Raw genomic sequence first — 26,520 nt, forward strand, 5'->3', positions numbered from 1 at the left:
CGATGAGCGGTCGTCCCGGTCTCCCGGGGCGACCGCTCTCGCGTTTCAGCGGGTGGTCGCGACGAGCAGGCCGGGGTGGTCGGTGCCGTCGATCGGGATCGTTTCGGCGTGCTCCAACCGGAACACGTCCATCGCCAGCACGTGCTGCACGCTGCCGTCGTCCGTGCGGTACCAGCCGGCGGGCACGCAGCCCTGCACGTCGGGGTTGCCGCCGGCGACCAGGTTCAGGTCTCCGCCGATCACCGACTCGGCGCCGAGCGCGGTCGCGACGCCGGAGAGCTCCCGGCACTGCTCGGCCGCGACCTGGCCGTCGCTCGCGGACAGGTGCGTGGTGCACGCGGCGACCTTGGAGTACGGCACGCACAGCAGCACCCGCTGCTCGTTGCCGCCGTCCTGCGCGGCGTACTGCCGCTCGACCGCCTCGCCCGCGGCCCCGAGATCGGGGTTGGTCAGGATGGCGACGCCGTAGTCGCCGCGCCCGTCCTTGCAGGCGAACGGGCTGCCGGTCGCCTTGTCACCGACCGGGGCGAACGCCCAGCGGTAGCCCGTTTCGTGCGTCATGCGGGTGATGTCCGGGGCGCAGACCTCGTTGATCGTCACCACGTCCGGTCGGCGCTGCTGGATCGCGGCGATCGCCGAGTCGACCGACTTGCCCTCCGCGTAGCAGTCGGCGAAGCCGCTGTTGCAGAGGTTGAGCTGGAGCACGGTGAACGGCTGGGCCGCCGTGGTCTGCGCCTGGGCGACCGGGACGGCGACGGCGGCGAGCGCGGCCAATGCCGCTGCGATCCACAGCGCGGCCGATCGGCGCAGGCCGGCACGCTTCATCGGGACCTCCTCAGGGCTCTAGGCGCCGCGGGCTCGGCACCCGTCGAAAGTCTGCTCACCAGCGAATATCCGCTCGACCGCCGGATGGGGTAGTGGCGACTTCTCGTCAAGTGCACCCGTCCGGACACATTGCGTGTACGAGCAGTGATCGTCCGCAGGCGCCTCGCGAGCGCGTTCCGGAGCCCGTCGAGCACTCCCTGTTGACCAGTGGCACACACCACATGAGACTGAGTGCCATTCGGCAGTAGCGGGCGACAACCCGCACGAACAGGGGAGGTTCGGCGGAAGATCTTTCGTCTTCGCCCCGGTCCGCTGGCAGGTTTCCGATCGCCGGCCGACCCGGGACCGGGCGCGGACCGAAAACTTGATGGCTTCGCAACACTCGGCATTGGGATTACGCCCGAACGAGTGGCACCATTCGAACACTCGCGTTCTCACCTACTAGGAGTGACATCGTGGCGCGTCGCAGAACACTACGAGCGATGGCTCTGCTGCCCGCTCTGGCCCTGGCCACCGCTGTCGCGGCGGGCTGTGCCGAGTCCACCACCGGCGGTGGTGGCACGGCGGACGGCGGCGTGGAGGTGATCAAGCCGGGGATCCTGACGACCTGCACGCACATGGACTACAAGCCCTTCCAGTTCCACGAAGGGAACAAGATCGTCGGCTTCGACGTCGACCTGGTCGACGCGATCGCCAAGGACATGGGCCTGACGCAGGAGATCGTGGACACCCCGTTCGAGGGCATCCAGTCCGGTGAGGACCTCAACACGCGGCGCTGCGACGTGGCCGCCGCGGCCATGAGCATCACGCCCACCCGCGAGGAGAACTTCGACTTCTCCGACCCCTACTTCGAGGCAACTCAGGCGCTGCTGACCAAGAAGGGCTCGGGCATCCGCAGCCTCGCGGACCTGCGCGGCAAGAAGCTCGGCGTGCAGCTGTCCACCACCGGTGAGCAGTACGCGAACGACAACAAGGGCGCCAACGGGTACGAGGTCATCCAGTTCGAGGACCTGCCGCTTTCGGTGACCGCGGTGCAGACGGGCCAGGTCGAGGCGGCGATCAACGACAACAGCGTGCTCGCGGACTTCGTCAAGAACAACCCCGAGGTCGAGATCACCAACGAGTTCACCACTGGTGACCAGTACGGCATCGGCATGGCGACGGGCAACACGGCGCTGAAGGACCGGGTCAACGCCGCGCTGAAGAAGCTCAAGGAAAACGGCGAGTACGACAAGATCTACGAGAAGTGGTTCGGCAAGAAGCCGCAGTGATCGCCTGCGGGGCATAGCGCTCCAATGCCAACGGACGGGGTCGGCGGGTGCTCCACCGCCGGCCCCGAACACTGATCAGGAGACTTCATGACAACCGACACCGAGCGGCCCAAGTCGGGGCTGGGCCGGCGGCAGAAGGCCCGGCTCAACCGCGGCATCCAGTACGCCGTGCTGATCGTGGTCGCCATCGTGGTGGCCGTGGTCGCGGACTGGGGCTCCATCGCGCGGGCGTTCTTCAACGTCGACGTGGCGATCGCGCAGTTCCCCGCCGTGATCACCACGGCGCTGGTCAACACCATCATCTACACCGCGCTCGGCTTCGGGTTCGGCCTCGGGCTGGGCATCGTGCTGGCGTTGATGAAGATGTCGCCGGTCGGCCCGTACCGGTGGATCGCCACCGGCTACATCGAGCTGTTCCGCGGCCTGCCCGCGCTGCTGGTGTTCATCGCGCTGGGCTTCGGCGTGCCGATCGCCTTCCAGCTGCGGTTCGACATCTACTCCACCGTGATGCTGGCGCTCGGTCTGGTCGGCGCCGCCTACATGGCCGAGACCATCCGCGCCGGCGTCCAGGCGGTGCCGAAGGGGCAGATCGAGGCGGCCCGCTCGCTGGGCATGTCGCCGACCCGCACCATGCTCACCGTGGTGATGCCGCAGGCGTTGCGGATCATCCTGCCGCCGCTGACCAACGAGCTGATCCTGCTGACCAAGGACTCGTCGCTGGTCTACCTTCTCGGCCTGGCCGCCAACGAGTACGAGCTGGCGAAGTTCGGCCGGGCGGCGCTGAACGAGTACGCATCGCTCACGCCGCTGCTGGTGGCCGGGCTGTGCTACCTGATCATCACCATTCCGCTGTCCCGGATTTCGGACCTGCTGGAGCGCAAGTACGGCGGCGGGGCGCGGACCAAGGGGGCCAAGGCATGAGCGACGTGATGATCGAGATCAACGGGCTGAGCAAGTCGTTCGGCTCCCTGGAGGTGCTGCGCGGCATCGACCTGGAGGTGGCGCGCGGCGAGGTCGTCTGCGTCATCGGCCCGTCCGGCTCCGGCAAGTCCACCCTGCTGCGCTGCGTGAACCTGCTGGAGGAGCCGACCGGGGGCAAGGTCGTGGTGGACGGCACCGACCTCACCGACCCGGACACCGATCTGGACGGCGCCCGCCGGCACATCGGCATGGTGTTCCAGCAGTTCAACCTGTTCGCGCACCTGCACGTGCTGGACAACCTGACCGTGGCGCAGCGCAAGGTGCTGGGCCGGGACAAGGCGACGGCGGAGAAGATCGCGCGCGAGAACCTGGAGCGGGTCGGGCTGTCGGAGAAGGCCGACGCCATGCCCGCGCAGCTCTCCGGCGGCCAGCAGCAGCGGGTCGCGATCGCGCGGGCGCTGTCGATGAACCCGAAGGTCATGCTGTTCGACGAGCCGACATCGGCGCTGGACCCGGAGCTGGTCGGCGACGTGCTCGGCGTGATGCGACAGCTCGCCGACGAGGGCATGACGATGCTCGTGGTCACCCACGAGATGCAGTTCGCTCGCGATGTGGCCGACCGGGTGCTGTTCATGGACGGCGGCGGGATCATCGAGCAGGGTCCGCCGGCCGAGGTGATCGGCGCGCCGAAGGAGGAGCGCACCCGCACCTTCCTCGCCCGCGTCCTCGACCCGACCCACACCCACCCCGCCCCGGAGTGATCTGAAGGCAGGATTGCGCGAACGGCCCGTTCACCTCGTACCGCGAGGTGAACGGGCCGTTCGCTCGTTCCAGGCCGAGCCGAGGTTTCACGTGGAACCGAATAGGCCATCCGGCTGCACTCCGCAGCGCATCGCAACCAAGCCTTGTGATCACACGTCGGAGTTCTATAGAGGATGTTCCAGGCTCGTTCTGCGTAGCGGTGCGGGTGGCGGAACCTCAGAGCCCTTCTCGACTCCGGGATCCCCGACACACGTATGTCCAATACGTCGCGTCGGGGCTGTCCTCGCTGGGAGAACCCCGGGGGGTGGGCACTGAGAACCCGCGGCGGTGCGAGTTGCGTAGGTGGGCCAAGCGGCTGCGCCGCTTCAAAGACAACCTCTACAGGTAGTTGATCGACTACCTTTTCGGGTGATCAAGTTGATCAGCTGGTCGGGGACTAGGTCGGGGGCGAGGGTGCCGGTCGTCAAGCCGTGGGATAGCAACGGTCCGCTCACCGCTGCGGAGCAGCGGTTCGAGGAACTGCTCCGGCAGGGAAGAGCCGACCGCGTGACCCCGGGCGCCGTCCCGCCGCTGGACGTGCACGCCGTGCGGCACTCCCAGGACCGCGAGATCCGCGGCGAGTACCTCGCCCGCCGGCTGGTCGAGTCGCTGGAGGAACCCGGCTGGCGGCCGTTCTCCCGGCGCAGCGGCGGCCAGCAGCAGGTCATCGCCGTCGAGGACGCGGTGATCACCGGGCACCTGGACCTGCGCGCCACCGACCTGCCGTACCTGCTGGAATTCGTCCGCTGCCGGTTCGAGCACGCGCCCGACCTGCGGCAGGCGAACATCGCCGGCCTGGTGCTCTGGCACTGCCGGTTCCCCGGCATGGACGCCCGAAACCTCAACACCAGCAACGACACCGTGCTGCGCAACTGCACGAGCATCGGCGGCATCGTCGACCTCGCCGACGCCCAGCTCGGCGGTTCCCTGCTGCTCAACGACAGCGAGCTGCGCAATCCCGGCGGCCGCGCGATCTACGGCGACCGGCTGTCCGTCTCCGGTGCGCTGCTCGGGTTGCGGCTGCAGGTGGCGGGCGAGATCCGCATCCCCGGCGCGAAGGTCGGCGGCAACCTCACGCTCTCCGGCGGGGCGCTGCGCAACCGGGGCCGATACGCGTTGAACGCCAACGGGATCCAGATCGGCGGCAGCCTGCGCTGCGACGTCGACCCGCTCACGCGTCGGCCGTTCACCGTCGCCGGGCTGATGTTCCTGCCCAGCGCGCACATCTTCGGCGACCTGCGGCTGCGCGACGCGGTGCTGGAACCGGGCGTCGCGCCCTCGCAGCGCGGCGAATCCCAGTACGACGACCCGACCAGCACGCTCGTCATCGACCGCGGCGACATCCGCGGCGACGTGCAGATCGACCAGGGCTTCCGCAGCGGCGGCACCATCCGGATGGTGAGCGCGAAGGTCGGCGGCGACCTGCGGATGTCCGGCGCGCACATCGACCTGAGCTGGTCGCGCTCCAAGAAGGCGTCGGTCGAGCAGCCGCTGCGCTCGGTGCACATCGACGGCACCGAGATCCTCGGCAACCTGGAGGCGTCGCGGGTCGAGCTGTACGGCCAGGTGCGGATGATCGACGTCCGGGTGCACGGCAGCTTCCAGCTGAACAAGGCGTGCCTGCACGGCCCGCGCACCGACGTGCTGCAGGCCAGCCGGCTCGTGGTCGGCAGCAACCTGGACTGCCGGGATACCGACGTCGTCGGCTCGATCCAGCTGCAGGGTGCCCAGATCGGCGCCAACGTCGACCTGCGCTCGGCGCACCTGACCAAGCCCGCGTGGCATCGCCACCGGATGTCCTACAAGTCCTCCCTGGACCTGCGCGCGGCGCGCATCGCGCGCGACCTGGTGTGCGCGGCGGGCAGCCGGCCGTTCCTCGCCGAGGGCGAGGTGCAGCTGCGGCGCGCCGAGATCGGGCGGCAGGCGAACTTCTGGGGCTGCCGGCTCGGCGACGGCACCAGCCGCAACGCGATCAACGCCTTCGGCCTGGTGGCGCAGGAGCTCACGCTGGTTCCGGAGACCGCACCGCAGGGCCGGATCATGCTGCGGCAGGCGCAGTGCGAGCTGCTTGCGGACAGCGCGTCGCTGTGGGCGGCGTCAGGCGGCGTCGACGTCGAGGACTTCGGGTACGACAGCTTCACCACCACCATCGAGCCGACGGATCAGGCCGCGGTGCGGGAGCGGCTCGGCTGGCTGCGCGACAACTCGGGCGGCCGCTACCAGCCCGGGCCGTACGACCAGCTGGCGCGGGTCTTCCGCGGCAACGGCAACGAAGAGCACGCGGTGCTGGTGCTGATCGAGAAGCAGCGTCGCCGCTACCAGGCGATCGCGGCCGCGACCCGGCCCGCGTTCCGGTGGCCGGTGCGGTTGTGGAGCATGCTGCAGCTGATCACGGTCAGTTACGGCTACCGCCCGCTGCGCGCCCTGATCTGGCTGGTGCTGCTGACCGCGGCGGGCACCACCTGGTTCGACCACCACCCGCTGGTCCCGATCAACGAGGAAGACCACCCGGTGTGGAACCCGTTCCTGTACACAGTGGACCAGTTGGTGCCGATCATCAACCTCGGTCACGACGTGATGTGGCAGGCGCACGGCAATTCGCAGTGGATCACGGTGGTGTTGATCGCCTCGGGCTGGATCCTCGCGACCACGGTCGCGGCGGGCATCACCAGAGCCCTCCACCGAGAGCTCTAGGGACCGTTTCAGCGCCGGTTTCGCGCGAAACCGGCGCCCAGCCCTCACGCGGAGTGCCGTTTTCGCGCGAAACCGGCGCCCAGCGATCCGGGCGCCCACGCCTCACGCGTGCCCGCACGCCCTCCTGAAACGACCTTCTCAGGCAGTTCCAGGACCGCCCCTGGGTGGCCGTGCCCCTCGGGGTCCGCAATTTCAATGGAAATCGGGCCTTCGATTTCCATTGAAATTGCGGCAGGACACGTTGGGGCGCTCGACGATCGGGTGAATTCTCGCGCCGTGACGATCTTGCCGTGCTAGATCAAGCTGGCCAGTGCCCAGCTCATGCAGGAGGCCCGCGTGGGATCTCAGCTCGGTCGTCTCGCCCAACTAGGTTCTGCCCTCGCCGTGGCGGGGGCGCTGCTCGCGCCCACCGCGCACGCGGCCGACGAGTTCGAATACGTGGCGATGGGCGATTCGGCGGCCGCCGGGCCGCTCACGCCGAACCCCGACCCGAACCTGCTCTGCTTCCGCTCCAAGGAGAACTACCCGCGGGTGGCGGCCCGGCTGATCGGCGCGAAGCTGACCGACGTCTCCTGCTCGGGCGCGAAGATCGAGGACTTCTCCGGCAGGCAGCACGGCGTCATGGCCCCGCAGTACGCCGCGCTCAGCGACCGTACCGACCTGGTGACGGTCACCATCGGCGGCAACGACGTATCGCTGGTGCGGGCGGCGGTTTCGTGCGTGAACCTGCTCCCGGATCCGCTCGGAACGTCCTGCGCGGACGAGTTCACCGCGGGCGGCGGGGACGAGCTCGCGGAGCGGATCGACGCGCTCGTTCCGCGCTTCGACGACGCGCTCGCGCAGATCAGGCACCGGGCGCCGAACGCCGAGATCGTGGTGGTCGGCTACGGCACCTACCTCCGGCCGGGCGGCTGCTACCCGAAGGAGCTGGTCTGGGCGCGCGACGCGGACTACATCCAGTCCAGTGTGGACAAATTGAGCGCGATGCTCGGCGAGAGGGCAGCGGCGCACGGCGCGCAGTTCGTCGACCTCGGCCCGGTCAGCGAGGGCCACGACGTCTGCGCGGCCCCGGCCGAGAAGTACTACGAGGGCTTGGTCCCGACGTCGGTCGCGGCGCCGCTGCACCCGAACGCCAAGGGCATGCAGGTCTTCGGCCGAACCGTCGCGGCAGCCGTGCAGCACATCCGGTCCTGACATGACCCCGAAAGCCCCCGCACCTGCGGGGGCTTTCTGCTGCTACAAGACCGAGTTCCCCCAGATGTGCCCCGGGAAGAACGCCTGCGCCAGCGCTTCGCCCAGCTCGCGTGGGCCGGGCCCGCCGAGGTGGCGGCGGAAGCGGTCCAGGTACAGCCCGAGCTGGCACGCCCGGTCGTGCTGGCCGCGCGCGGTCGCCAGCGCGAGCGCGTGCTGGATGTTGTCCTCTTCGGTCCGGAACCAGTTCAGCGCCGCCTGCGCCGTCGGCAGGTCGGGCAGCTCGGCGAGCGGGTGCGCGGCCTGCTGCCCGGGCCGCCGCGCCGGACCTTCGACCGCGCGCAGGCCGCTTTCGGCGGCGTGCAGGTAGTAGTCGAGCAGCCGGGTGATCGCGGCGTCCCGGTCGGCCGCGGGCTCCGCCGCGGCGAGGGTCGCCGAGTGGAGCCGGACCAGGTCGTGCCGCCCGTACCGGCCGGGGCCGGTCACGTGCAGCAGGTTGACCGCCACCAGGCTCTCCAGCCGGGCCTGGTTGTCCCGGAGCCTGGTGCCCGCGAGCGCGGCGGCCGCGAAGTAGTCGACCTCGGCGCCGGGGTGCTCGCCCAGCAGCCGGAACAGTCGCGCCGACGCGTCGTCGAGCCGCCGATAGCTGGTGGTCAGGGCGGCGCGGATGCTCCCGCCGGAGTCCGGCAGCGACAGCCTGGTCAGCCGGTGGCGCTCGTCGGAGTAGATGTCGGTCAGCGAGCGGATCGTGAAGTGCGGATGGCTGGCGCCGCGGGCGGCGGCGATCCGCAGCGCCAGCGGGAGCCGGTCGCACAGCTCCGCCAGCTCGGCAGCCGCGGCGGGCTCGGCGGCGACCCGCTCGGAGCCGAGCAGCAGCCGCAGAACGGCGACCGCCGCTTGCCGGTCCAGCACCGGCAGCGACAGCCGGACCGCTCCCTCGGTGGCCGCCAGGTCGTCCAGGCGGCTCCGGCTGGACACCAGCACCACGCAACCCGAGTTGCCGGGCAGCAGCGGGCGGACCTGCGCGGCCGACCGCGCGTTGTCGAGGACCACCAGCAGGCGCCGGTCCGCCAGCACCGAGCGGTACAGCGCGGCGCGTTCGTCGAGGTCGTCGGGGATCCGCGCGGCAGGCACCCCGAGCGCGCGGAGGAAACCGCTGAGCGCCTGCGCCGGCGCCACCGGATCCGCGTCGTCGAACCCGCGGAGGTCGACGAACAGGCAGCCGTCCTCGAAGTCCGCCGCCACCTGGTGCGCCCAGCGCAGCGCGAGCGCGGTCTTGCCGACGCCCGCCGGGCCGGTGAGGATCCGGATCGGGCCGTCGTCGTCCAGCGCCGCGTCCAGCTGCGCGAGTTCGGCGCCACGGCCCACGAAACCCCGGTTCTCCCTGGGCAATTGCGAGGGAACGCGAGCCGGCGGTCGCTCGCCGTCGGCCCTGAGCACGGTGTGGAAGGCCTCCTGCAGGCCGGTTCCGGGGGCGACGCCGAGCTCGTCGGCGAGGCGGATCCGCGTGTCGTGGAAGACGTCGAGCGCCTCGGCCTGTCGACCGGCCTGGTGCAGGCTCAGCACGAGCAGCTCCACCAGGGGCTCGCGCAGCGGCCGCATCGCGACGGCCTCCCGGAGCTCTTCGATCGCCTCGGCGGCGCGACCGAGCCGGTTCAGCCGCCTGGCCAGCTCGTGCACCGCGGTGACCACCGACTCGTCCAGCCGGTCCGAGGCGTCGCGGCGCAGAGCCTCCGCCTCGATGTCGACCAGGGCCGGGCCGCGGCGCAGGGCCAGCGCGTCGCGCAGCAGCTCGACCGCGTCGGCGTCGGACGCGTCCCTGGCGGCCGCGACCAGATCCTCGAACCGCGTCACGTCGAGCAGCGCACGGGGCGCGAGCAGCAGGTAACCCGGGGAACGGGTGACGAGCTCCACGCCGTCGCCGAGGTCCTTGCGCAGCTGGGCGATGTGGCCCTGCAGCGAGGCCCTGGCCGTGGGCGGCGGGTGGCCGTCCCAGGCGATGTCCATCAGCCGGTCCGCGGAGACGACGCGGTTGAGATCGATGGCAAGAGCAGCAAGCACATTGCGCCGTTTGGCGGCACCGATAGCGGCTGCGCCGCCATCTGCTCGTAGCAATTCCATCGGGCCCAGCAAGCGAATCCGCAGTTGCGGTCGGGTTCTCGGAGAAGGCATCCGCTTTTCGATCGAGTCGTTCGTCGGGCGAGTGCGGCCGCCGCCAACGGGAGTTGGTCGGGCGTTGGGATGACGTTGGCGACGTCTGTGATCATAGCCAAGGTGATGTTGTGTCTGGGGGATTCATGAGCGAACCCGAGGAATTCCAGGCGGCCCGTAACCTGGAGCGCTCCGTCGTTGGGGTGAAGCGATTGCGCCAAGCGGTGGAATCGCAGCAGCTGCGCCTGGACCCGGAGGCCGGCGAGCAGATCCGCACCGCGCTGGAAGACCAGATGTCCAAAGTGGACTCCTGGGTGTCCAGGGCGGGTGGTCTCACCGGGAAGGCCCCGCTGGGGGAGAACCCGGTCGGCGAGGCGATGGCGGCGAAGTTCGCCAATCGCGCCGAGGGCACCGGGCGCTCGTTCAACGATGCGCTGAGGACGTACCGCGAGGTCCTCGAAGAAGCGCGGGACGCGATCAAAGCGGCCATGCGCACCTACGAGCGCGCCGACGAGGAAGCAGCGGAGTCGTTCCGCAAGATCGCCAATGACGCGATCCGGAACCCCATGTGATGGCCCGTTGCGGGGGCGCACCTGCCGCAGCCGAGGGGATGAAAGCCTGAGATGACAGAGCTGAAAGCCAAGCAGGGCGGCGAGCTGCAAGCCAGGCAGGGTGGCCTGGGTCAGGACGTCGTTCTGACGGAGACGCAGAACTGGGCGTCGCGCAGCCACGAAGAGCTCTACGCGGCGGTGCACAACAACAACGACCCCGGTCGGGTCGGCCAGCTCGCGGACGAGTGGAACTCGCTGAGCAGCGACATCGACGAGTCCTCGCAGCGGATGTCGGAGCAGCTGCGCTCCACTGAAGCGGGCTGGCAGGGCGAGGCGGCCGACGCGGCCCGCTCGGCGATCCAGCAACTGGCCGACTGGAACAGCGACGCGGGTTCGGCCGCAGGCACGCTGTCGGAACGGATCGCCACCCAGGGCCGGATCATGGAGGTCGCCAAGACCGAGATGCCCGAGCCGGTCAAGGGCAAGGAAAACCTGGCCGTGACGCTGGTCAGCACCTACACCGCGGGCGATCTCGCAGGCTTCATGCAGGCCACAGCGGACCTGCAGGTCCAGGAGGCCAAGGCCGCCAGCTCGCACGAGCGCGCCGTCCAGGTCATGGACTGGATGGAGAACGAGTCCCGCAACATCGACAAGGACACGCCGAGCTTCGAGCCCCCGCCGAACCCGGTGGAGCAGATGCAGGCGTTCACGGCGAAGCGCGCGCTGCCCGCCAGCACCCCGCAGGAGCAGGGCACCCCGGCGGGGGACGCGGTGCCCGCTGGAGCGCCGGGTGGACCCGGTGCGCCTGGCGGCCCCGGCGGGATGCCGCCCACCCCCACCACGCCGGAGGGCACGAACCCGGCTGCTGCCGGTGGCCCGGGCATGCCCGGTGGTGTTCCCGGCGGTCCTGGCGGTGGTCCCGGTGGTGTGCCCGGTGGGCCTGGTGCCCCCGGTGGGCAGATGCCGCCGCTGGGCGGGGTTCCCGGTGGTCCTGGTGGCGTACCCGGGAAACCCGGTGGGATGGACGGTCCGACCAAGGCGATGCCGATGCCCAAGTTCGGCGGCCCTGGTGGGATGGACGGTCCGACCAAGGCGATGCCGATGCCCAAGTTCGGCGGCCCGAACATGCCGCCGCTGGGCGATGTCTCCGGCACGACGCCGCAGGGCACGAGCCCGCAGAGCTTCAAGCCGCCGCCCCTGCCCGGTGGGCCAGGTGGTGGCGATCACACGTACCAGCCGCGGCCGTTCGGCCAGGAGGTTCCGCCCGTGCCGGGCGGCAACTGGCCCGGTAACCGTCCCGGCGGGCCGGGCAACAACAACCAGCCCGGCAGCAACCAGCCGTGGCGGGGCCCGGGCCCGATCCCCGGTGGCGGCCCCGTCGGTGGCGGACCTGTGGGCACCGGTCCCGGTGGCGGTGGCGGCGGATTCCGCGGTTCGGTTCCGCCGATCCCGGGCATGGGAGCCGGCGGCGCCGGTGGTTTCGGCGGCGGTGGCGCTGGTGGCGGTGCCGGTGGCGGCTCGAACATGACCGCCGGCGGTACCTCGGGTACCGGACGTCCGGGTGAGGGCGGTTTCGGCGGCCGGGGCATGGGCGGTGCGCCTGGCGCGCCCGGTTCCGCCGGCGCGGCCGGGATGGGTGCCGGCCCGATGGGCGGCGCCGGTGCCGGTCAGCGCGGCCGCGGCGAGGAGGACAACGAACGCCGGATGAAGTACGTGCAGGGCGGCCAGATCGTCGAGGTGCCCGGCGCCGACCTGCCGCCGCCGGTGATCGGTGAAGGCAAGCGGAAGAAGCGGCAGGACAACGAATGACGACCACGACAGCACCGAACTTCGTGCTGACCGCCGCCGAGTACGACCTGGTCAACGGCGCACTCGGCTTCGGTCGCCCGAAGTTCCCGCTGCAGGTGCCCAGTCTGGGCCGGACGATGGAGGAACGCGCCGACCTCGCCGCCGACGCGTTCCGCTCGCTGGCCGGCCGCGGTCTCGCGAAGGGCGATGAGCTCGACGAGGACCTGGTGGCGATGCTCCGGTTGCTGGTGGAGCACGAGACCTCGGTGGACGCGGTCGGTCACCTCGGTGCACCGGTGCAGGCCTTCGCGGCGGCGACCCACCGCTCCGGAGTGCTGGCCCAGCTGGCCGGCGACCAGCTGCTGCTGACCGAGATCCGGCCCACCGCGCTGGCCCTGGCCGCGGTGAGCGTGCTGCCGCCCGGCGAACCCGGCACCAAGCGCACGCTGTCGCTGCGCAAGGAGCAGCTGAACAGCGCGCTCGAAGAGGATGAAGACGACCCGTTCGGCGGGGACTACGACGACGAGACCGCGCTGGTCCGGGCAGGTCTGTCCGGATCGGAAGCCGCGGCGCTGGCCGAGCTGTCCGAAACCCGCATCGGTGGCGGGCAGTTCGGTGTGACGCACCGCTCGGAGCGGTCGTCGACGCTGGTCACCTGGTTCGACACCAACGAGGGCCGTTACCTGATGGTCAGCGAAGGCGCCTGGTTGAGCATCGCCCCGGCAGACAACCGCCGCATCGAAAACCGTCTGGCCGAAGTCCTGGGCAAACTCGACTGACGAGCTGAAGAGGTACAGCCATGACGTTCCAGGTCGAAGCCGAGGACCTGACCGCGCACGCCAGCCACCTGGATGGTCTGGCGGACCGCTTCGACACCGCGATCTCCGCTGCTGAGCAGGCGATGTCCGACGATGCCTACGGTTTGCTGTGCTCGTTCCTCCCACCCATCATCAACCCGATGGAGGAGGAGGGCATGGACGCGCTCAAGGCCGCCAAGGAGGGCGTCGCCACCACGGCGGACAACGTGCGCCAGACGGCCAAGGAGTACCAGGAGACCGACGAGGCGGGCGCGGACAACTTCGGCAAGTTCGACGACGCGGTGCGGGTCAAGGAATCCGCCGTCGCGCAGCTCGGCGTCCCGGCGTCGGCTGGCGGGGTGTCGGGATCCGGTTCGGCGGGCGTCCCGTCGGGCTCGGACGAGAGCACGACGCCGTCCGGGTACAACGCGCAGTCCGGCGGTGCGGGCCAGGGCATGCCGCAGGAGTTCGCGGGACGTTCGGCATCCGGCCCGGTGATGAACTCCGACGACGAGTCGTCCGCGCAGAAGCAGGGAACCATCCCCGCGTCGGCACCGAGCTACCCGGCGGAGCAGGGAACGCCGATGGAGCCGAAGCAGATGGCGGAGGGTGCTCAGCGGTTCGAGCCGAAGCAGATGGCCGAAGGCGCTCAGCGGCCGGAGCCGTTCCAGCAGGCCGAGCCGATGCAGCGGTTTGAGGCGAAGCAGATGGCTGAGCCGGCGCAGCAGTTCGAGGCGAAGCAGCAGGTGACGCCTGCGTCGTACGCGGAGCCGATGCAGCGGCCGGAGCCGTTCCAGCGAGCGGAGGGTACTCAGCGGCCGGAGCCGTTCCGGATGGCCGAGCCGGTACAGACGTTCGAGGCGAAGCAGATGGCTGAGCCGATGCATCAGGCGGAGCCGAAGCAGATGGCCGAGCCGTTCCAGCAGGCAGAAGGTGCTCAGCGGGCGGAGCCGTTCCAGATGGCCGAGCCGGTGCAGACGTTCGAGGCGAAGCAGACGGCTGAGCCGGTGCAGCGCTTCGAGCCGTCGCAGCAGGGGGAACCGCGGCAGTACAGGACGCCGCCGACGCAGTAGGTGGAGCCGTCGCAGCGGTACGAGCCGAAGCAGATGACGGACGACGCTCAGCGGCCGGGAGTGCTGCCGGCCCGCACCTGGGCGCAGGCGGTTCGCAGATGAAGAGTTCTTTGGAGGTTGTGCAATGCCGGGCCAGAACCAGGGCGGCTTCGCTGCGATCGGGGCCGACCCGGACGAAGCGGAGCGGCGGATCCAGGAGTGGGCGAAGGGCTTCGAGGAGAAGGCCCAGCGCTACCAGGCCATGCAGGCCGAGACCGAGCAGCTGCGGCTGACCGCGACCAGCGACGGCGGCCACATCAAGGTCACGGTGCGCGCCGACGGCAGCGTGACGGACCTGGAGTTCACCGACAAGGTCCGCTCGTTGCCGCCGTCGGAGCTGGCCAGCCAGATCCTGTCCACGATGCACCGCGCGCAGTCCGACATCGCCAACAAGGTCGGCGCGACGATGTCGGCCCACCTCGGCGACGAGGACCTGGAAACGCGCACGATGATGCTGGACAACCTCCGCGAGCGCTTCCCCGAAGAGCCGGAGGACGAGTCCGACGAGCCCGAGGTCTCCTCGAAGTGGGACGCCCCCGCGGACGAAGAAGCGGCTCCGCCGCCTCCCCCGCCGGCACCCCCGGCTGCGTCGAACCCGCCCGCAGCGCCGAAGAAGCGGCCCAACTTCGAGGACGATGACGACGAGTTCGGCCCCGACTTCGACCCCCTGCGCGACTGACTTCCTGCCGCCCAGTGCACCGGCACCCGGCCTGGCTCACCTCAGCGGGTGACGTCGGTCTTGACGTGCCCTCGACCTGATCTTCTCCTGGAGTGTTGTCATGACGAATCCGCTGGTGGCGGAGCGCAAGGATTCGACGGAGTCGTTCAGCGGTATTCCGATCATGGAGTCCGTTGATGAGACGAAGAAGGCGATCGAGTCCGGGGACTGGGCGTCCGGTGTGATGGGTGCGGTGGGCACCGGTCTGGACGCGCTCGGCATGGCGTTGGATCCGTTCGGGTCGATCCTCGCGGCTGGTGTCGGCTGGTTGATGGAGCACGTGGGTCCGTTGTCGGACGCGCTGGATGCGTTGACCGGTGATGCGGATCAGATCAAGGCGCATTCGGAGACGTGGAAGAACGTCGCCGCCGAGCTCGGTGAGATCAACACCGAGATGACCAACATGGTCAACAGTGATGTCGCGGACTGGGCCGGTGATGCGGCGGATTCCTATCGGAAGCGCAGTGAGGACACGGGCAAGCTGATCGAGGCGGCGCAGAAGGCCGCTGAGGGTGCCTCGGAAGGCGTCGGCACGGCGGGTGAGGTCGTGGCGGCGGTGCGCACGTTGGTGCGTGACATCATCGCCGAGCTGGTCGGTCATCTGGTGTCGTGGGCGTTGCAGGTGCTGGCCACGTTGGGTATCGCGATGGCCTGGGTGGTGCCTCAGGTCGTCACGGCGGTGGCCAAGACGGTGGCCAAAATCGCTGATGTCACCACCAAGCTTGTGAAGGCGATGAAGGCGCTGGGCAAGCTGATGAAGAAGCTGGGTGACGGCTTCGGTGATGCGAAGAAGGCCCTCGACAAGATCAAGAAGGACAAGGGCGGCTCCAGCAACAAGCCCGACAGCCCCGCTCCGACCCGTTCGACGGGCAACGACGGGAACGGCTCCAGGGGCGGTTCCGGCGACCACTCCACGCCGAACCGGAACACCGGTGACAACGGCCCGTCGCAGACCTCCTCGACCTCCTACGACGGGGGGTCGTCCAACCGGTCCGGGGGCAACGGCGGCTCGCAGGGCGGCGACCGCTCGCTCGGCGGCAACGACGGATCGCCCACGCCCGGCTCGAATTCCCGCTCCCAGTCGCCGAGCAACAACTCCCCGGCTTCGACGCGGTCGAACAACAAGCCGGATGGTTCCAGCAACAAGCCGGACAACCCCAGGGACCGGTCGATCAAGGGTGAGGACATCTGCACCGGGGGCTCCGAGCCGGTCGACCTCGCCACCGGTCACATGGTGATGACCGAGAAGGACCTGGAGATCCAGGGCCCGCTGAGCCTGGTGCTGCAGCGGATGTACGTCTCGTCGTACCGGGCGGGGCGTTGGTTCGGCCAGTCGTGGGCCTCGACGCTGGACCAGCGGCTGGAGGTCGACGCGGAGAACGTCTGCTACTTCTCCCCGGACGGGATGATCCTGGTCTACCCACTGCCGTCGGCGGAAGCCCCGGTGCTGCCGGTCGAAGGCCCGCGGTGGCCGTTGCACCTGGACGAGGACGGCGGCTACAGCCTGGAGAACGCGCAGCTGAACCAGATCCTCCGATTCGGCCCGCCGACCGGGCGCGACCCGGTGCTGCCGTTGCTGTCGGTCGAGGACGAGGACGGTCGCCGGCTCGACGTCGAGCACCGCCGGTTCGGCCCGCCCAAGGCGATCCAGCATTCCGACGGGTACCGGGTGGAGATCGACAGCGAGCAGGAGCGAATCACCGCGCTCCGCGTGGTCGACCCGGAACGCGACCTCGACGTGCTGGTGATGCGGTACGGCTACGACGCCAAGGGCCGCCTGGCCGAGGTGGTCAACTCCTCGGGCAAGGCTCTGCTGTTCCAGTACGACAGCGCGGGCAGGCTGACGGAGTGGCAGGACCGCAACGGGTTCTGGTTCCGCTACATCTACGACGAGCACGGCCGCTGCGTCCGGACGGTGGGCGACAAGGGCTTCTTCGACTCCACCTTCACCTACGACGAGTCGATCACCCGGTACACCGATTCCTTGGGCGGCGTCAAGGAATTCGAGTTCAACGACGCGAAGCAGCTCGTGCGGGAGTCCGACGCGCTCGGCAACACCACGCTGTCGACGTGGGATCGCTACGACCGGTTGCTCGACCGGACCGATCCGCTGGGCCGGACCACGTACTACCAGTACGACAGCCTGGGCAAGCCGAGGTGGATCACGCGCCCGGACGGAAGCACCGTCCGGCTGTACCTCGCCGAGGACGGCACCGTCTCCTCGATCGAGGTGAAGGACGGTGAGCGCACCTGGGCGCGTGCCTACGACGGCGAGGCGTTGGACCCGTTCAGCGGAAAGGTCGGCGCAGCACCGCGACTCAGCGTCGAGAGCATCCGATCCGGACGCGCCGAGACCACCGAACCGGAACTCACCGAGCCCGCCGACCCCCGGCTGCTGGACCTGTTCGGACGCCCCCGGGAGACGACGACGCCGGGTGGCGGGCGGATCCAGCTCGGCTGGACCGTGGAAGGCCGTCGTTCCTGGCGCGTCGACTCGCTGGGCAACAGGGTGCAGTGGCGCTACGACCCCGAGGGCAACCAGATCGCGCAGGTCGACGAGATCGGCGGGGTGACCGCCACCGAGTACGGCCCGTTCGAGGTCGAGCTGGCCAGCGTCGACCAGACCGGGGCGCGCACCACGCGCACCTTCGACACCGAGCGGAGGCTGACCTCCGTCACGAATCCGCAGGGCCAGACCTGGCGCTACGTCTACGACCTCGCGGGCAGGGTGGTCGAGGAGCACGACTTCGACGGCCGGGTGCTGCGCTACGCCTACGACCCGGCGGGACAGCTCGTGCGCTCGGTCAACGGTGCGGGCGAGGAGACCGAATACGTCTACGACGCGCTCGGCAACCTGGTCGAGTGGCGGGCTCCCTCGGGCGTCACCAAGTACGCCTATTCACCCGTCGGCCACCTGATCCGGGCGACCAACGACGACGCCGTCCTCGAGTTCGAGCGGGACGACCAGGGACGCATCACCGCGGAGACCATCAACGGCCGGTCGGTCACGTTCGCCTACGACAGCGAGCACGGCGTGATCCGGCGGCAGACGCCGTCCGGGGTGGCCAGCGCCTGGAACTACGACGCCGCCGGCCGGGCGACCGGCCTGTCCTTCGCCGGGCATTCGCTGAACTTCGGCTACGACGCCGCCGGTCAGCAGATCAACCGCTCGATCGACGGCGCGGTGACCCTCGTGCAGTCGTACGACGGCGAGCAGCGGCTCACCTCGCAGGCGGTCACGGAACGCTCGGGTCGGCAAGTGCTGCGGCGACGGTTCCTCTACCGACCCGACGGCAAGCTGATCGGCACCGACGACGGGCTCTCCGGGAGCATTCGCTACCAGATCGACCCGTCCGGCCGGGTGGTCGAGGTCATCGCACCGGACCGGCGGGAGAGCTACCGGTACGACGGGTCGGGGAACGTCGTCGCGTCCAACGGCCTCAACGATGCCGAGACCGGTCCGCGGCGCTATGCGGGCAACAGCCTGATCGCCGCGGGGGCGGTCACCTTCCAGCACGATGCGCAGGGCAGGCTGGTCCTCCGCGCCGACAACACCGGCCGGAATTGGCGCTATGCGTGGGATTCCTACGACCGGCTGGTCGCGGTGACGACCCCGGAGGGCGTCATCTGGCGGTACCGGTACGACCCGGTCGGCCGGCGGATCGCCAAGCAGCGACTCGCTCCCGACCTGTCCACGGTGGCCGAGCAGACCGACTTCGTCTGGGACGGCGGGACGCTGATCGAGCAGGTGCACACCGACGCCGGCGGCCGCCGCACGGTGACGACCTGGGCGCATCATCCGGACGACGACGCGCCCGTCGCCCAGCTCGAGCGCGGCGCGGGTGCGCAGGAGCGGTTCCACTCGGTCATCACCGACCAGGTGGGGACGGCGACCGATCTGGTCGATCCCAGCGGAATGCTCACCTGGCACGGCCGAAACAGCCTGTGGGGCAGGGAATTGCCTGCCCCGCCAGCCGCCGCCGGCACGCCGCTGCGGTTCCCCGGCCAGTACGCCGACCTCGAAACCGGCCTGAACTACAACGTCTACCGCTACTACAACCCGGCAACCGGTCGTTACCTCAGCCAGGACCCGCTGGGGCTCGCCCCGGCCCCGAACCCCGTCGCCTACGTCGGCAACCCGCACAGCGCCAAGGACCCGCTGGGGCTGATGCCGAAGAAGGGCGGCGGGAAGGGCGGCCAGGGCCAGGGGGCCACCGCGGGGTCGAAGGACAAGACCGGGCGCAAGCACGGGGCCCCGAACACGCCGGAGACCGGGAACAACGGGCAAGGCCCTTCGAACCAGGGCGGCAGCAACACGGACCGGCCGGAGCCCAAGGCGCTCGAGCAGAAGCCCGTGGGGACGTACGACGTGAACGGCAAGAAGTACAACGTCGAGGTCGAAGCCCACCAGAACAAGCACCAGACCACCCACATCACCGGGATGGACAACAAGAACGTCAGCAACTCCGGCGCCAACAAGTTCCCGGAGAACGTCGGCGATCAGGCGCACAAGGACTACTTCGGCAAGAACGCCGCGGAGATCGCGGACCTCAAACGCCAGGAGAAGTTGGAGGCCTACAAGGACGGGGGCACCGCCGACGCTCGCTTCGAGGCGAAGCGGGAGCGGGATCAGGCCTGGGAGGACCTCCGGAAGGGCGAGAAGTCCTACGCCGAGTACAAGGCTGCGAACGACCGCTACCAGGAGGCCGCGAAGGCGGACGACAAGGCGAGCAAGGATCTCGACAAGATCAGCCACGACGGCTTCAGGCGCCCGGACGGATCGATCTACGAGGGCGCCAATCCGGCGCAGAGCGTCGATGGCGTCCGATACCAGGTGTCGGGCAACTTCAGCGGCGGTTCCAACGACGTGAGCTACCACTGCTACCCGGGCACCAAGAAGCAGTCGGTCTGGGACAACCAGTACGGCGACATGTTCAAGAAGTTCTAGTGAGGTTTTTCCAACCTCGTTCTGCGTGGCGGTGCGGGTAGCGGAACCTCAGACGCCTTCTCGCTGTGGTGCTCCGGGATTCAGGAGCCGAGGAGGGTGGTCAGGCGCGGCGAGTAGGCGTGGTCGAGCACCAGCGACGCCGCGCCGACCGCCCCGGCGTCGTCGCCGATCAGCGCCGTCTCGACGCGCACCGGCCGCACCTTCGGCGCCCACACCTGCGCGTCGACCACCTTCGCCACGCGGGCCCGCACCAGCTCCGCCACATGCCGGAGCGCGGGCCCGCCGAGCACCACGCGATCGACGTCCAGCACGCTCACCACCGATGCCAACGCCTGGCCCAACCGGGTCGCCGCCACTCGCAGCACCCGGGTCGCAGTGGCGTCGCCGTCGGCCGCCGAGCGGCACAGGCTCTCGTAGGTCGCCGCGACCGGTTCCCCGTTCGGCTCCTCCCGGGTCGCCGCCCGCCAGTCGGCGACGATAGCGCGCATCGAGCAGTACGCCTCCAGGCATCCCTTCCTGCCGCAATGGCATTCGCGCCCGCCGCCGCTGTGCACGTGGCCGATCTCGCCGGCGTTGTTGCTGACCCCGCGATGCACCTGATCGCCCAGCACCACGCCGATGCCGACTCCGGAACCCAGGTAGACGTAGACGAACGAGCCCGCGCGGTCCGCGCGGCCGGTCCACCGCTCGCCGATCGCCGCGGCCGTCGCGTCGTTGTCCATCACCACCGGAAGCCCGGCGCGGCCCTCGACGATGTCGGCGAGCGGAACATCCGCCCACCCGGCCAGGTTCGGCGGCCCGAGCACCCGCCGGTTCGCCGCGTCCAGCGGACCGGGCACCGCCAGTCCGACGCCGAGCACCCGGCCGTCGGCGATGCCGGAACGCCGCACCAGCTGGTGGAAGGTGCGGGCCAGCGCCGCCCCGACCGCCTCGGGCGAGGTGTCGTCGGGCACGCGGCGTCGGCTGCGCATCCGCACACCGCCCGCCAGGTCCAGCAGGACGCCGGTGATCCGCTCCGGATCGAGGTGCAGGCCGACAGCCGAGTACGCGTCCGGCACGACCTTCAGCAGCACCCGGCGCTTTCCCCCGGTGGACGGCGCGTGGCCGTTCTCGGTGACCAGTCCGTCGTCGATCAGCGCGCGCACGATGTTGGACATCGTCTGCGCGGTCAGCCCGGTGCGCCGCGCCAGCTCCACGCGGCTGACCTCGCCGTGCTGCCGGATCGCGTCGAGCACGACCGCACGGTTGAACCCGCCCACCCGCGGCAGATTCGTGCCCTGCCAGGACGCTTTCGCCATCGACGCTCCTCGTCTGGGGCAGCAAGATCGTTGACTTGTTCCATCGAATGGAATTATCTTGCCCAGAGTGTGATCCGGATCTCAGGTCAGGCGCAACCACTGCCGGCGGGAGGCCGCGATGCGTCGGAGCAAGGCGCTGTCCGCGTTCATCACCACCACCCTGGTCGTCGTGCTGGCCGCGTGCGGCGGAGGTGCGGCCGACGACCCCAACACGATCAGCGTCGCCTACCACCGGTACGGCAACACGTTGCAGGTCGACCAGTGGATGCAGCGGGTCAAGCAGCAGTACGAGCAGGCGCATCCGGGCAAGGTCGTGAAGCTGGATCCGGTGGTCGCGCCGGAGAGCGAGTACCTGTCGAAGCTGCAGCTGCGGATGCGCTCGCCGTCCACCGCACCGGACGTGCTCTACGAGGACAGCTTCAACGTGAACTCCGACGTAGCGGCCGGATACCTGGCGCCGCTGGACGACCGGCTCGCGCAGTGGCCCGACTGGGATAGCTACATCGACACCACCAAGCAGGCGGGCCGGGCGCAGGACGGCAAGACCTACGGCGTTCCGCTGGACACCGACACCCGCGGCCTCTGGTACAACCGCGAGCTGTTCGCCGAGGTCGGGTTGCCCGCCGACTGGCGGCCTCGGACCTGGGACGACGTCCTCGCCGCCGCCCGGCAGGTCAAGCAGCGCCGCCCGGACGTCATCGCCATGGACCTCGCGCTGGGCAAGGCCGAGGGCGAGTCGGTGAGCATGCAGACCGTCGAAATGCTGTTGTACGGCACCGAAACCGGCACCCTCTACGACGACCGGCAGCAGAAGTGGATCGCGCCGAGCAGGGGTTTCGCCGATGCGATGGGCTTCCTGTCCACCGCGCTGGCCGAGGGACTGACGCAGAGCGGAGCGCAGATCGCCGATGCCCAGTACGACAAGGTGTTCCGCGACGACCTGACCCGCGAGGGCAAGGTCGCGATCCGGCTGGACGGCAGCTTCGCCTCCGGGAACTGGGTGGATTCCGGCTGGCAGGACTGGAGCCGGACGATGGCGGCGACGCCGATGCCCACCCAGCACGGGCAGCCGCCGGGCACGGTCACCCTCTCCGGCGGCTGGACGCTGGCGATCAGCTCGTCCAGCCGCAAGCAGGACGACGCGTTCGAGTTCATCAAGCAGGCGATGACCAAGGACAACGTCGTGGCCTACACGGCAGCCAGCGGCAACCTGCCGGTCCGCGCGGACGCCGCCGCCGATCCGCGGGTGGTCGGCGCCAACCCGCTCAACGCGTTCTGGATCGGGCTGCTGGACAACACGCACTACCGGCCCGCCCAGCCGGAGTACCCGAAGGTCTCCGAGGCGATCCAGCAGTCGGTGCTCGACGTGGTGGCGGGCAAGCCGCCCGCCGAGGTCGCCGACCGCTGGTCGGAGCAGGTGTCGCGGATCGTGCAGCCGGCGAACACCCGGCCGGGCTGATGGCGGCGCGGGTGGGGCGCTGGCTGGTGCCGATGGCCCCCGCGCTTCTGCTGCTCGGCCTGTTCGTCGCCGGTCCGATCCTGTGGAGCGGCTACGTCTCGCTCACCAACGCGGCGCTGACCGGGGCCGCGGCGACCGCGCCGGAGTTCATCGGGCTGGAGAACTTCCGGCGGCTGCTCACCGATCCGGCGCTGTGGCATTCGGCCTGGCTGACGGTGGTCTTCACGGTGGGCTCGGCGGTCATCGGGCAGAACTGCCTGGGCATGCTCATCGCCGTGCTGACGCAGCACCGGAGCCGCTGGGTGCGCAGCGCGGTCGGCACGGTCGTGGTGTCGGCGTGGGTGCTGCCGGAGCTCGTCGCGGCCTTCGCCGTGTACGCGTTCCTGAACGCCGACGGCACGCTGAACAGGCTGCTCACCGGGCTCGGGCTCGGCGCGCAGGACTGGCTCTACAGCGCGCCGATGGTGGCGGTGATCCTGGGCAACGTCTGGCGGGGCACCGCCTTCTCGATGCTGGTGTACCAGGCGTCGCTGTCGGAGGTGCCGACCGACCTGGTGGAGGCTGCGGAGGTCGACGGCGCCGGGGTGTTCCGCCGGTTCTGGCACGTCACGCTGCCGATCATCCGGCGGTCGGTGCTGACCAACCTGATGCTCATCACGCTGCAGACGATCGGGCTGTTCACGATGATCTACGTGCTGACCGCCGGCGGCCCGGGCGCCGCGACGCAGACGCTGCCGCTGCTGATGTACGACTCGGCGTTCGAGTTCGACGAGATCGGTTACGGCGCCGCGATCTCCCTGGTGCTGCTGCTGATCGGCGGCCTGTTCGCGGTCGTGTACGCCAAGAGCCTCAGGGAGCCGGGAAACTGGCGGGAAGGTGCCTGATGGCCTCGGTGACCTCCGCCCGGCGGCGCTCGGTGTCCACTGTGGTCAACCTGGTGCTCGCGGCCATCGCCCTGGCGTTCCTGGCTCCGCTGCTGTGGCTGGTCACGGCCGCGTTCGACGCCGACGCGCCGCTGGCGGCGCAGCTGCCCGCCGCGCTCACCCTGGACAACTTCGGCCAGGTGCTCGACTGGGAGACCAGCGTTCGTCCACTGTGGAACGGATTGCTGATGAGCGGCGGTGCGGCGCTGATCTCGGTGGTCGCCGCGGTGCTGTGCGCCTATCCGCTGTCGCGCTACCAGCTGCGGTTCCGGCGGCCCTTCCTGTACGTCGTGCTGTTCGCCTCCGGCCTGCCGATGACCGCGGTGATGGTCCCGGTGTACAGCATGTTCGTGCGGCTGGAGCTGATCGACTCGATGTTCGGCACCACCCTGTTCCTGGCGGCGACGTCGCTGCCGATCGCGATCTGGATGACGAAGAACTTCATGGACGGCGTCCCGATCGAGCTGGAGGAGGCGGCGTGGGTGGACGGCGCGTCGGCGATGCAGGCGCTGCGCGCGGTGGTGCTGCCGCTGATCGTGCCCGGCATGGCGGTGGTCGCGATCTTCACGTTCATCACCGCGTGGGGCAACTTCTTCGTGCCGTTCGTCCTGCTGCTGGACCCGGCGAAGCAGCCCGCATCGGTGGGCGTGTTCACCTTCTTCGGCCAGGGCGGCCTGATCGCCTACGGCCAGCTGGCGGCCTACTCGATCCTCTACACGGCCCCGGTGATCGCCCTGTACGTGATCGTCGGCCGAACCCTCGGCGGCGCCTTCAACCTGGCAGGAGCCATCAAGCACTGATCCGTTCGCCGCAATTTCCATTGAAATCGAAGGTTCAATTTCAATGGAAATTGCGGGAAGGGGGCGGCGCCGATGCCTGGCGGGACCGTCAAGCACCGACCCGCCGCATGACAGCGGCGACCGCGGCTGGGTGGGTGAGCTGCGGGTTGTGCCCAGCGCCGGGGATGGTGGTGACGGTGGCCGATCCCGGGGCGCTGATCAGCGGATCCTGTTGCCCGGCAACGATGTGGACCGAGGCGTCGCTGAGCAGGGCGCGGAGGGCGGCGCGTTCCTCAGGCCGGTTCGCGTCCCTGAGCCAGCGGCCGGTGCGGCGGGCGACGCCAGGTCGCCGCAGCTGGGCGACGGCGCTCGCAACGGCTTGGCGGGCTTCGGCGGGCGGGGCGACGCCGAGGAGCGCAGCCGTGAGGTGCGGGACGGAGATCCGCTTTAGCAGCGGCGCGGCGAGCGCGCGGAGCAGCTTCGAGGCTTCCGCCTGGAGGAAGTAGGGCGAAACCAGGAGCACGCCTGCGATGCGGTCGGGATGTGCGGCGGCGAAGCGCAGTGCCGGCGCGGTGGCCGCCGAGTGGGCGACGATCACGGGCCGGGTTCGCACGGGTGCCAACAGGTCCGCGAGCCAGTCCGGCGGCGTGGCTCCGGTCGGGGCCGAGCGGCCGAGGCCCGGCAGGTCGGGGACCAGGGCGCGAGAGTCCCCCAGCTCGCCGAGCACGCCCCGCCAGGACTCGCCGTCGAGCGGAAGCCCGTGCAGGAGCACGAAATCGGGCGAGGTCCAGTCGCCGGCGAGGTAGGTCCGGGAGCCTGCGATGTCGTGGAAGCCGCCGGGGAGCGCGGCGGAAGTCGCGCCGAACCGGTCCGCCACGAGCCGGTCCGCCCAGCGGCGCAGTGCGGTCCCGGCGGGTGGCTGCCGGAGTCCGGCGGCTTCGGCGACCCGGTCCGCCGAAGCGGTGTCGTAGCGGTCCTCGACCAGGAAGTCCAATGTTTCCGGGTCGGCGCCGGTCAGCGCGGTCGGGAGGCGGCGGACCAGGGACACCGGCACGCGGGTCCGCGGTGCGCGCACGCCCAGGTGGTCGGCGAGCATCCGGACCACGTCGGACAGGCCCGGGGTGTCCGCGTCGAGCACCCAGTGCCGGCCGCCGGGCTCCGGGTCGTGTTCGGGGACGGCGGCCATGAACCTCGCGAAGTGGTCCACGGTCACGACGGGGACGAAAGTGCGCGCGGTTCCGGGCAATGCGGGCAGCCGCCCGGTCCACAGCTGGCGGACCAGTTCGGCCAGGCCGATGTACTGGCCGGCCTCGCCGGTGGACGAGTGGCCGATCACGCTGCTGGGATTCACCACCGTCAGCGGGACCGCCAGCCGGGCGGCGACGACGCGCACGGCCGCATCCGCCTCGAACTTGGAGCCCTCGTAAGCGCCCTTGTCCCGGTAGAGCGCCGCGAGTTCGGCCTCGGGGAGGGGATACCGCGCCTGCCGGTCCAGCCCCACCCGATAGCCCGACACGTGGACCAGCCTGCGCAGATCGCGGCGGGCGGCGGCCCAGTGCAGCACGTTGAGGGCGCCCTCGACGTTGACCGCCCTGGCTTCCTCGCGCTGCAGCCCGAACCGGTAGAGGGCGGCGGTGTTGAAGACGTCCCGCACACCGGCGAGTCGCTCGTCGTCGGCTGAGCTGAGCCCCAGGCCGGGACCACCGGTGAGATCACCGGCGACGACCACGAGCCGGTCGTCGGCCGCGCCGCGATCGCGCAGCCACCCGCGCAACTCCGCCTCCCGGCTCATCCCGCCGCGCTCCCGGAGGACGGCCGCGACCGTGCGGCCCTGGTCCAGCAGGTGCAGCACGGTCCACCGGCCGATGAACCCGGTCGCGCCGAACACCACCGTGTCCGGCGCCCTGTCGGTCCTACCGCTCTCGATCACCATGCGGAAAAAACTAGACCGGTCTACATATTTTGTCCAGCACTCGACGCCGAGCTCCCCTGCCATCGGGAGCGGCACCGCGCCGGTTTCGCGCGAAACCGGCGGATCTCGTGAGGGGTGGCGGCGGTTTCGCGCGAAACCGCCGCCACCGGAGCTCCTACCGCCCGCCCGGAACCTGGCCGATCCCGTCGACCACGCCCCGCTCCAGCACGGCCTTCGTCTCCACGAAGGCGAACGGGACGCCATCGGGCGTCCACCCCCTTCCTGTCCGGCTGCGGTCGCGGGTTCCGCCGCCGTCGAATAGCCGCGCGAATGCGGCCGGATCCCCGGCTCGCACCCGGCTGCGCAATGTCTCTCCCGCGC

The 26,520-nt window shown here is 70.1% G+C and carries 19 protein-coding genes; 14 read left to right on the forward strand and 5 right to left on the reverse strand.

The window, feature by feature from the left end:
• Nucleotides 1-45 precede the first annotated feature (45 nt).
• On the reverse strand, nt 46-825 hold the full coding sequence (locus tag E1288_RS26030) for an endonuclease/exonuclease/phosphatase family protein (protein ID WP_132489456.1): 780 nt from the start codon (nt 823-825) through the stop codon (nt 46-48).
• A 482-nt stretch (nt 826-1,307) separates the two neighbouring features.
• On the opposite strand from E1288_RS26030, the gene E1288_RS26035 reads away from it, so the two are divergent.
• The 5 genes from E1288_RS26035 (at nt 1,308) to E1288_RS26055 (ending at nt 7,706) form a co-directional block, all read left to right on the forward strand.
• Nucleotides 1,308-2,096: a basic amino acid ABC transporter substrate-binding protein gene (locus E1288_RS26035; protein WP_165968263.1), complete on the forward strand. Its 789-nt coding sequence runs from the start codon at nt 1,308-1,310 to the stop codon at nt 2,094-2,096.
• 87 nt (nt 2,097-2,183) lie between these two features.
• Nucleotides 2,184-3,017, forward strand: a complete 834-nt coding sequence (locus tag E1288_RS26040) for an amino acid ABC transporter permease (RefSeq protein ID WP_132489458.1) — start codon at nt 2,184-2,186, stop codon at nt 3,015-3,017.
• Nucleotides 3,014-3,778, forward strand: a complete 765-nt coding sequence (locus E1288_RS26045; protein WP_132489460.1) for an amino acid ABC transporter ATP-binding protein — start codon at nt 3,014-3,016, stop codon at nt 3,776-3,778. Before E1288_RS26040 ends, E1288_RS26045 begins: the two co-directional genes overlap by 4 nt.
• A 409-nt stretch (nt 3,779-4,187) precedes the next feature.
• A complete protein-coding gene (locus E1288_RS26050; protein ID WP_235883805.1) occupies nt 4,188-6,512 on the forward strand; it encodes an oxidoreductase in 2,325 nt (774 codons plus the stop codon).
• 336 nt (nt 6,513-6,848) lie between these two features.
• On the forward strand, nt 6,849-7,706 hold the full coding sequence (locus E1288_RS26055; protein ID WP_235883806.1) for an SGNH/GDSL hydrolase family protein: 858 nt from the start codon (nt 6,849-6,851) through the stop codon (nt 7,704-7,706).
• A 42-nt stretch (nt 7,707-7,748) separates the two neighbouring features.
• Here E1288_RS26055 and E1288_RS26060 read toward each other — a convergent pair whose 3' ends face one another.
• The gene (locus E1288_RS26060) at nt 7,749-9,824 is read right to left on the reverse strand and encodes an AfsR/SARP family transcriptional regulator (protein ID WP_235883807.1); all 2,076 of its coding nucleotides are present in this window, start codon (nt 9,822-9,824) and stop codon (nt 7,749-7,751) included.
• A 176-nt stretch (nt 9,825-10,000) separates the two neighbouring features.
• Between E1288_RS26060 and E1288_RS26065 the strand changes: the two genes are divergently transcribed.
• The 6 genes from E1288_RS26065 (at nt 10,001) to E1288_RS26090 (ending at nt 19,768) form a co-directional block, all read left to right on the forward strand.
• Nucleotides 10,001-10,426: a hypothetical protein gene (locus E1288_RS26065; RefSeq protein ID WP_132489464.1), complete on the forward strand. Its 426-nt coding sequence runs from the start codon at nt 10,001-10,003 to the stop codon at nt 10,424-10,426.
• 51 nt (nt 10,427-10,477) lie between these two features.
• On the forward strand, nt 10,478-12,214 hold the full coding sequence (locus tag E1288_RS26070) for a WXG100 family type VII secretion target (protein WP_132489466.1): 1,737 nt from the start codon (nt 10,478-10,480) through the stop codon (nt 12,212-12,214).
• Complete coding sequence (locus E1288_RS26075; RefSeq protein WP_132489468.1) at nt 12,211-12,972, forward strand: ESX secretion-associated protein EspG; 762 nt, start codon at nt 12,211-12,213, stop codon at nt 12,970-12,972. Before E1288_RS26070 ends, E1288_RS26075 begins: the two co-directional genes overlap by 4 nt.
• A 20-nt stretch (nt 12,973-12,992) precedes the next feature.
• Nucleotides 12,993-14,063, forward strand: coding sequence for a type VII secretion target (locus E1288_RS50450; protein WP_132489470.1), 1,071 nt, complete (start codon nt 12,993-12,995; stop codon nt 14,061-14,063).
• Between the two features lie 124 nt (nt 14,064-14,187).
• Nucleotides 14,188-14,781: a YbaB/EbfC family nucleoid-associated protein gene (locus tag E1288_RS26085; RefSeq protein ID WP_132489472.1), complete on the forward strand. Its 594-nt coding sequence runs from the start codon at nt 14,188-14,190 to the stop codon at nt 14,779-14,781.
• Between the two features lie 100 nt (nt 14,782-14,881).
• The gene (locus tag E1288_RS26090; RefSeq protein WP_207954556.1) at nt 14,882-19,768 is read left to right on the forward strand and encodes a DUF6531 domain-containing protein; all 4,887 of its coding nucleotides are present in this window, start codon (nt 14,882-14,884) and stop codon (nt 19,766-19,768) included.
• An 80-nt stretch (nt 19,769-19,848) separates the two neighbouring features.
• Here the strand turns inward: E1288_RS26090 and E1288_RS26095 are convergent, their stop codons facing one another.
• Nucleotides 19,849-21,066, reverse strand: a complete 1,218-nt coding sequence (locus E1288_RS26095) for an ROK family transcriptional regulator (protein ID WP_132489474.1) — start codon at nt 21,064-21,066, stop codon at nt 19,849-19,851.
• Nucleotides 21,067-21,184: 118 nt separating this feature from the next.
• On the opposite strand from E1288_RS26095, the gene E1288_RS26100 reads away from it, so the two are divergent.
• Genes E1288_RS26100 through E1288_RS26110 form a run of 3 tightly spaced genes read left to right on the forward strand, consistent with a single transcriptional unit; the run spans nt 21,185 to nt 24,248 of the window.
• Nucleotides 21,185-22,525 carry an extracellular solute-binding protein gene (locus tag E1288_RS26100; RefSeq protein WP_132489476.1) on the forward strand — a complete coding sequence of 447 codons (1,341 nt, stop codon included), beginning with the start codon at nt 21,185-21,187 and terminating at the stop codon, nt 22,523-22,525.
• A gap of 32 nt (nt 22,526-22,557) precedes the next feature.
• Nucleotides 22,558-23,409 carry a carbohydrate ABC transporter permease gene (locus E1288_RS26105; RefSeq protein WP_235883808.1) on the forward strand — a complete coding sequence of 284 codons (852 nt, stop codon included), beginning with the start codon at nt 22,558-22,560 and terminating at the stop codon, nt 23,407-23,409.
• On the forward strand, nt 23,409-24,248 hold the full coding sequence (locus E1288_RS26110) for a carbohydrate ABC transporter permease (protein ID WP_132489480.1): 840 nt from the start codon (nt 23,409-23,411) through the stop codon (nt 24,246-24,248). The genes E1288_RS26105 and E1288_RS26110 overlap by 1 nt, the downstream gene beginning before the upstream one ends.
• A gap of 88 nt (nt 24,249-24,336) precedes the next feature.
• Here E1288_RS26110 and E1288_RS26115 read toward each other — a convergent pair whose 3' ends face one another.
• Both E1288_RS26115 and E1288_RS26120 read right to left on the reverse strand, forming a co-directional pair.
• Nucleotides 24,337-26,160: an alpha/beta fold hydrolase gene (locus E1288_RS26115; protein WP_132489482.1), complete on the reverse strand. Its 1,824-nt coding sequence runs from the start codon at nt 26,158-26,160 to the stop codon at nt 24,337-24,339.
• Nucleotides 26,161-26,314: 154 nt separating this feature from the next.
• Complete coding sequence (locus E1288_RS26120; RefSeq protein WP_132489484.1) at nt 26,315-26,506, reverse strand: hypothetical protein; 192 nt, start codon at nt 26,504-26,506, stop codon at nt 26,315-26,317.
• Between the last annotated feature and the right edge of the window lie 14 nt (nt 26,507-26,520).

The organism is Saccharopolyspora elongata (assembly GCF_004348985.1).
Taxonomy (GTDB): Bacteria; Actinomycetota; Actinomycetes; order Mycobacteriales; family Pseudonocardiaceae; genus Saccharopolyspora; species Saccharopolyspora elongata.

Excerpts from the sequence above, each read along its gene's own strand:
- E1288_RS26030 (WP_132489456.1), bottom strand. The coding sequence starts at position 825 with ATGAAGCGTGCCGGCCTGCGCCGATCGGCCGCGCTGTGGATCGCAGCG.
- E1288_RS26035 (WP_165968263.1), top strand. The coding sequence starts at position 1,308 with ATGGCTCTGCTGCCCGCTCTGGCCCTGGCCACCGCTGTCGCGGCGGGC.
- E1288_RS26040 (WP_132489458.1), top strand. The coding sequence starts at position 2,184 with ATGACAACCGACACCGAGCGGCCCAAGTCGGGGCTGGGCCGGCGGCAG.
- E1288_RS26045 (WP_132489460.1), top strand. The coding sequence starts at position 3,014 with ATGAGCGACGTGATGATCGAGATCAACGGGCTGAGCAAGTCGTTCGGC.
- E1288_RS26060 (WP_235883807.1), bottom strand. The coding sequence starts at position 9,824 with ATGGAATTGCTACGAGCAGATGGCGGCGCAGCCGCTATCGGTGCCGCC.
- E1288_RS26065 (WP_132489464.1), top strand. The coding sequence starts at position 10,001 with ATGAGCGAACCCGAGGAATTCCAGGCGGCCCGTAACCTGGAGCGCTCC.
- E1288_RS26070 (WP_132489466.1), top strand. The coding sequence starts at position 10,478 with ATGACAGAGCTGAAAGCCAAGCAGGGCGGCGAGCTGCAAGCCAGGCAG.
- E1288_RS26075 (WP_132489468.1), top strand. The coding sequence starts at position 12,211 with ATGACGACCACGACAGCACCGAACTTCGTGCTGACCGCCGCCGAGTAC.
- E1288_RS50450 (WP_132489470.1), top strand. The coding sequence starts at position 12,993 with ATGACGTTCCAGGTCGAAGCCGAGGACCTGACCGCGCACGCCAGCCAC.
- E1288_RS26085 (WP_132489472.1), top strand. The coding sequence starts at position 14,188 with ATGCCGGGCCAGAACCAGGGCGGCTTCGCTGCGATCGGGGCCGACCCG.
- E1288_RS26090 (WP_207954556.1), top strand. The coding sequence starts at position 14,882 with ATGACGAATCCGCTGGTGGCGGAGCGCAAGGATTCGACGGAGTCGTTC.
- E1288_RS26095 (WP_132489474.1), bottom strand. The coding sequence starts at position 21,066 with ATGGCGAAAGCGTCCTGGCAGGGCACGAATCTGCCGCGGGTGGGCGGG.
- E1288_RS26100 (WP_132489476.1), top strand. The coding sequence starts at position 21,185 with ATGCGTCGGAGCAAGGCGCTGTCCGCGTTCATCACCACCACCCTGGTC.
- E1288_RS26105 (WP_235883808.1), top strand. The coding sequence starts at position 22,558 with ATGGCCCCCGCGCTTCTGCTGCTCGGCCTGTTCGTCGCCGGTCCGATC.
- E1288_RS26110 (WP_132489480.1), top strand. The coding sequence starts at position 23,409 with ATGGCCTCGGTGACCTCCGCCCGGCGGCGCTCGGTGTCCACTGTGGTC.
- E1288_RS26115 (WP_132489482.1), bottom strand. The coding sequence starts at position 26,160 with ATGGTGATCGAGAGCGGTAGGACCGACAGGGCGCCGGACACGGTGGTG.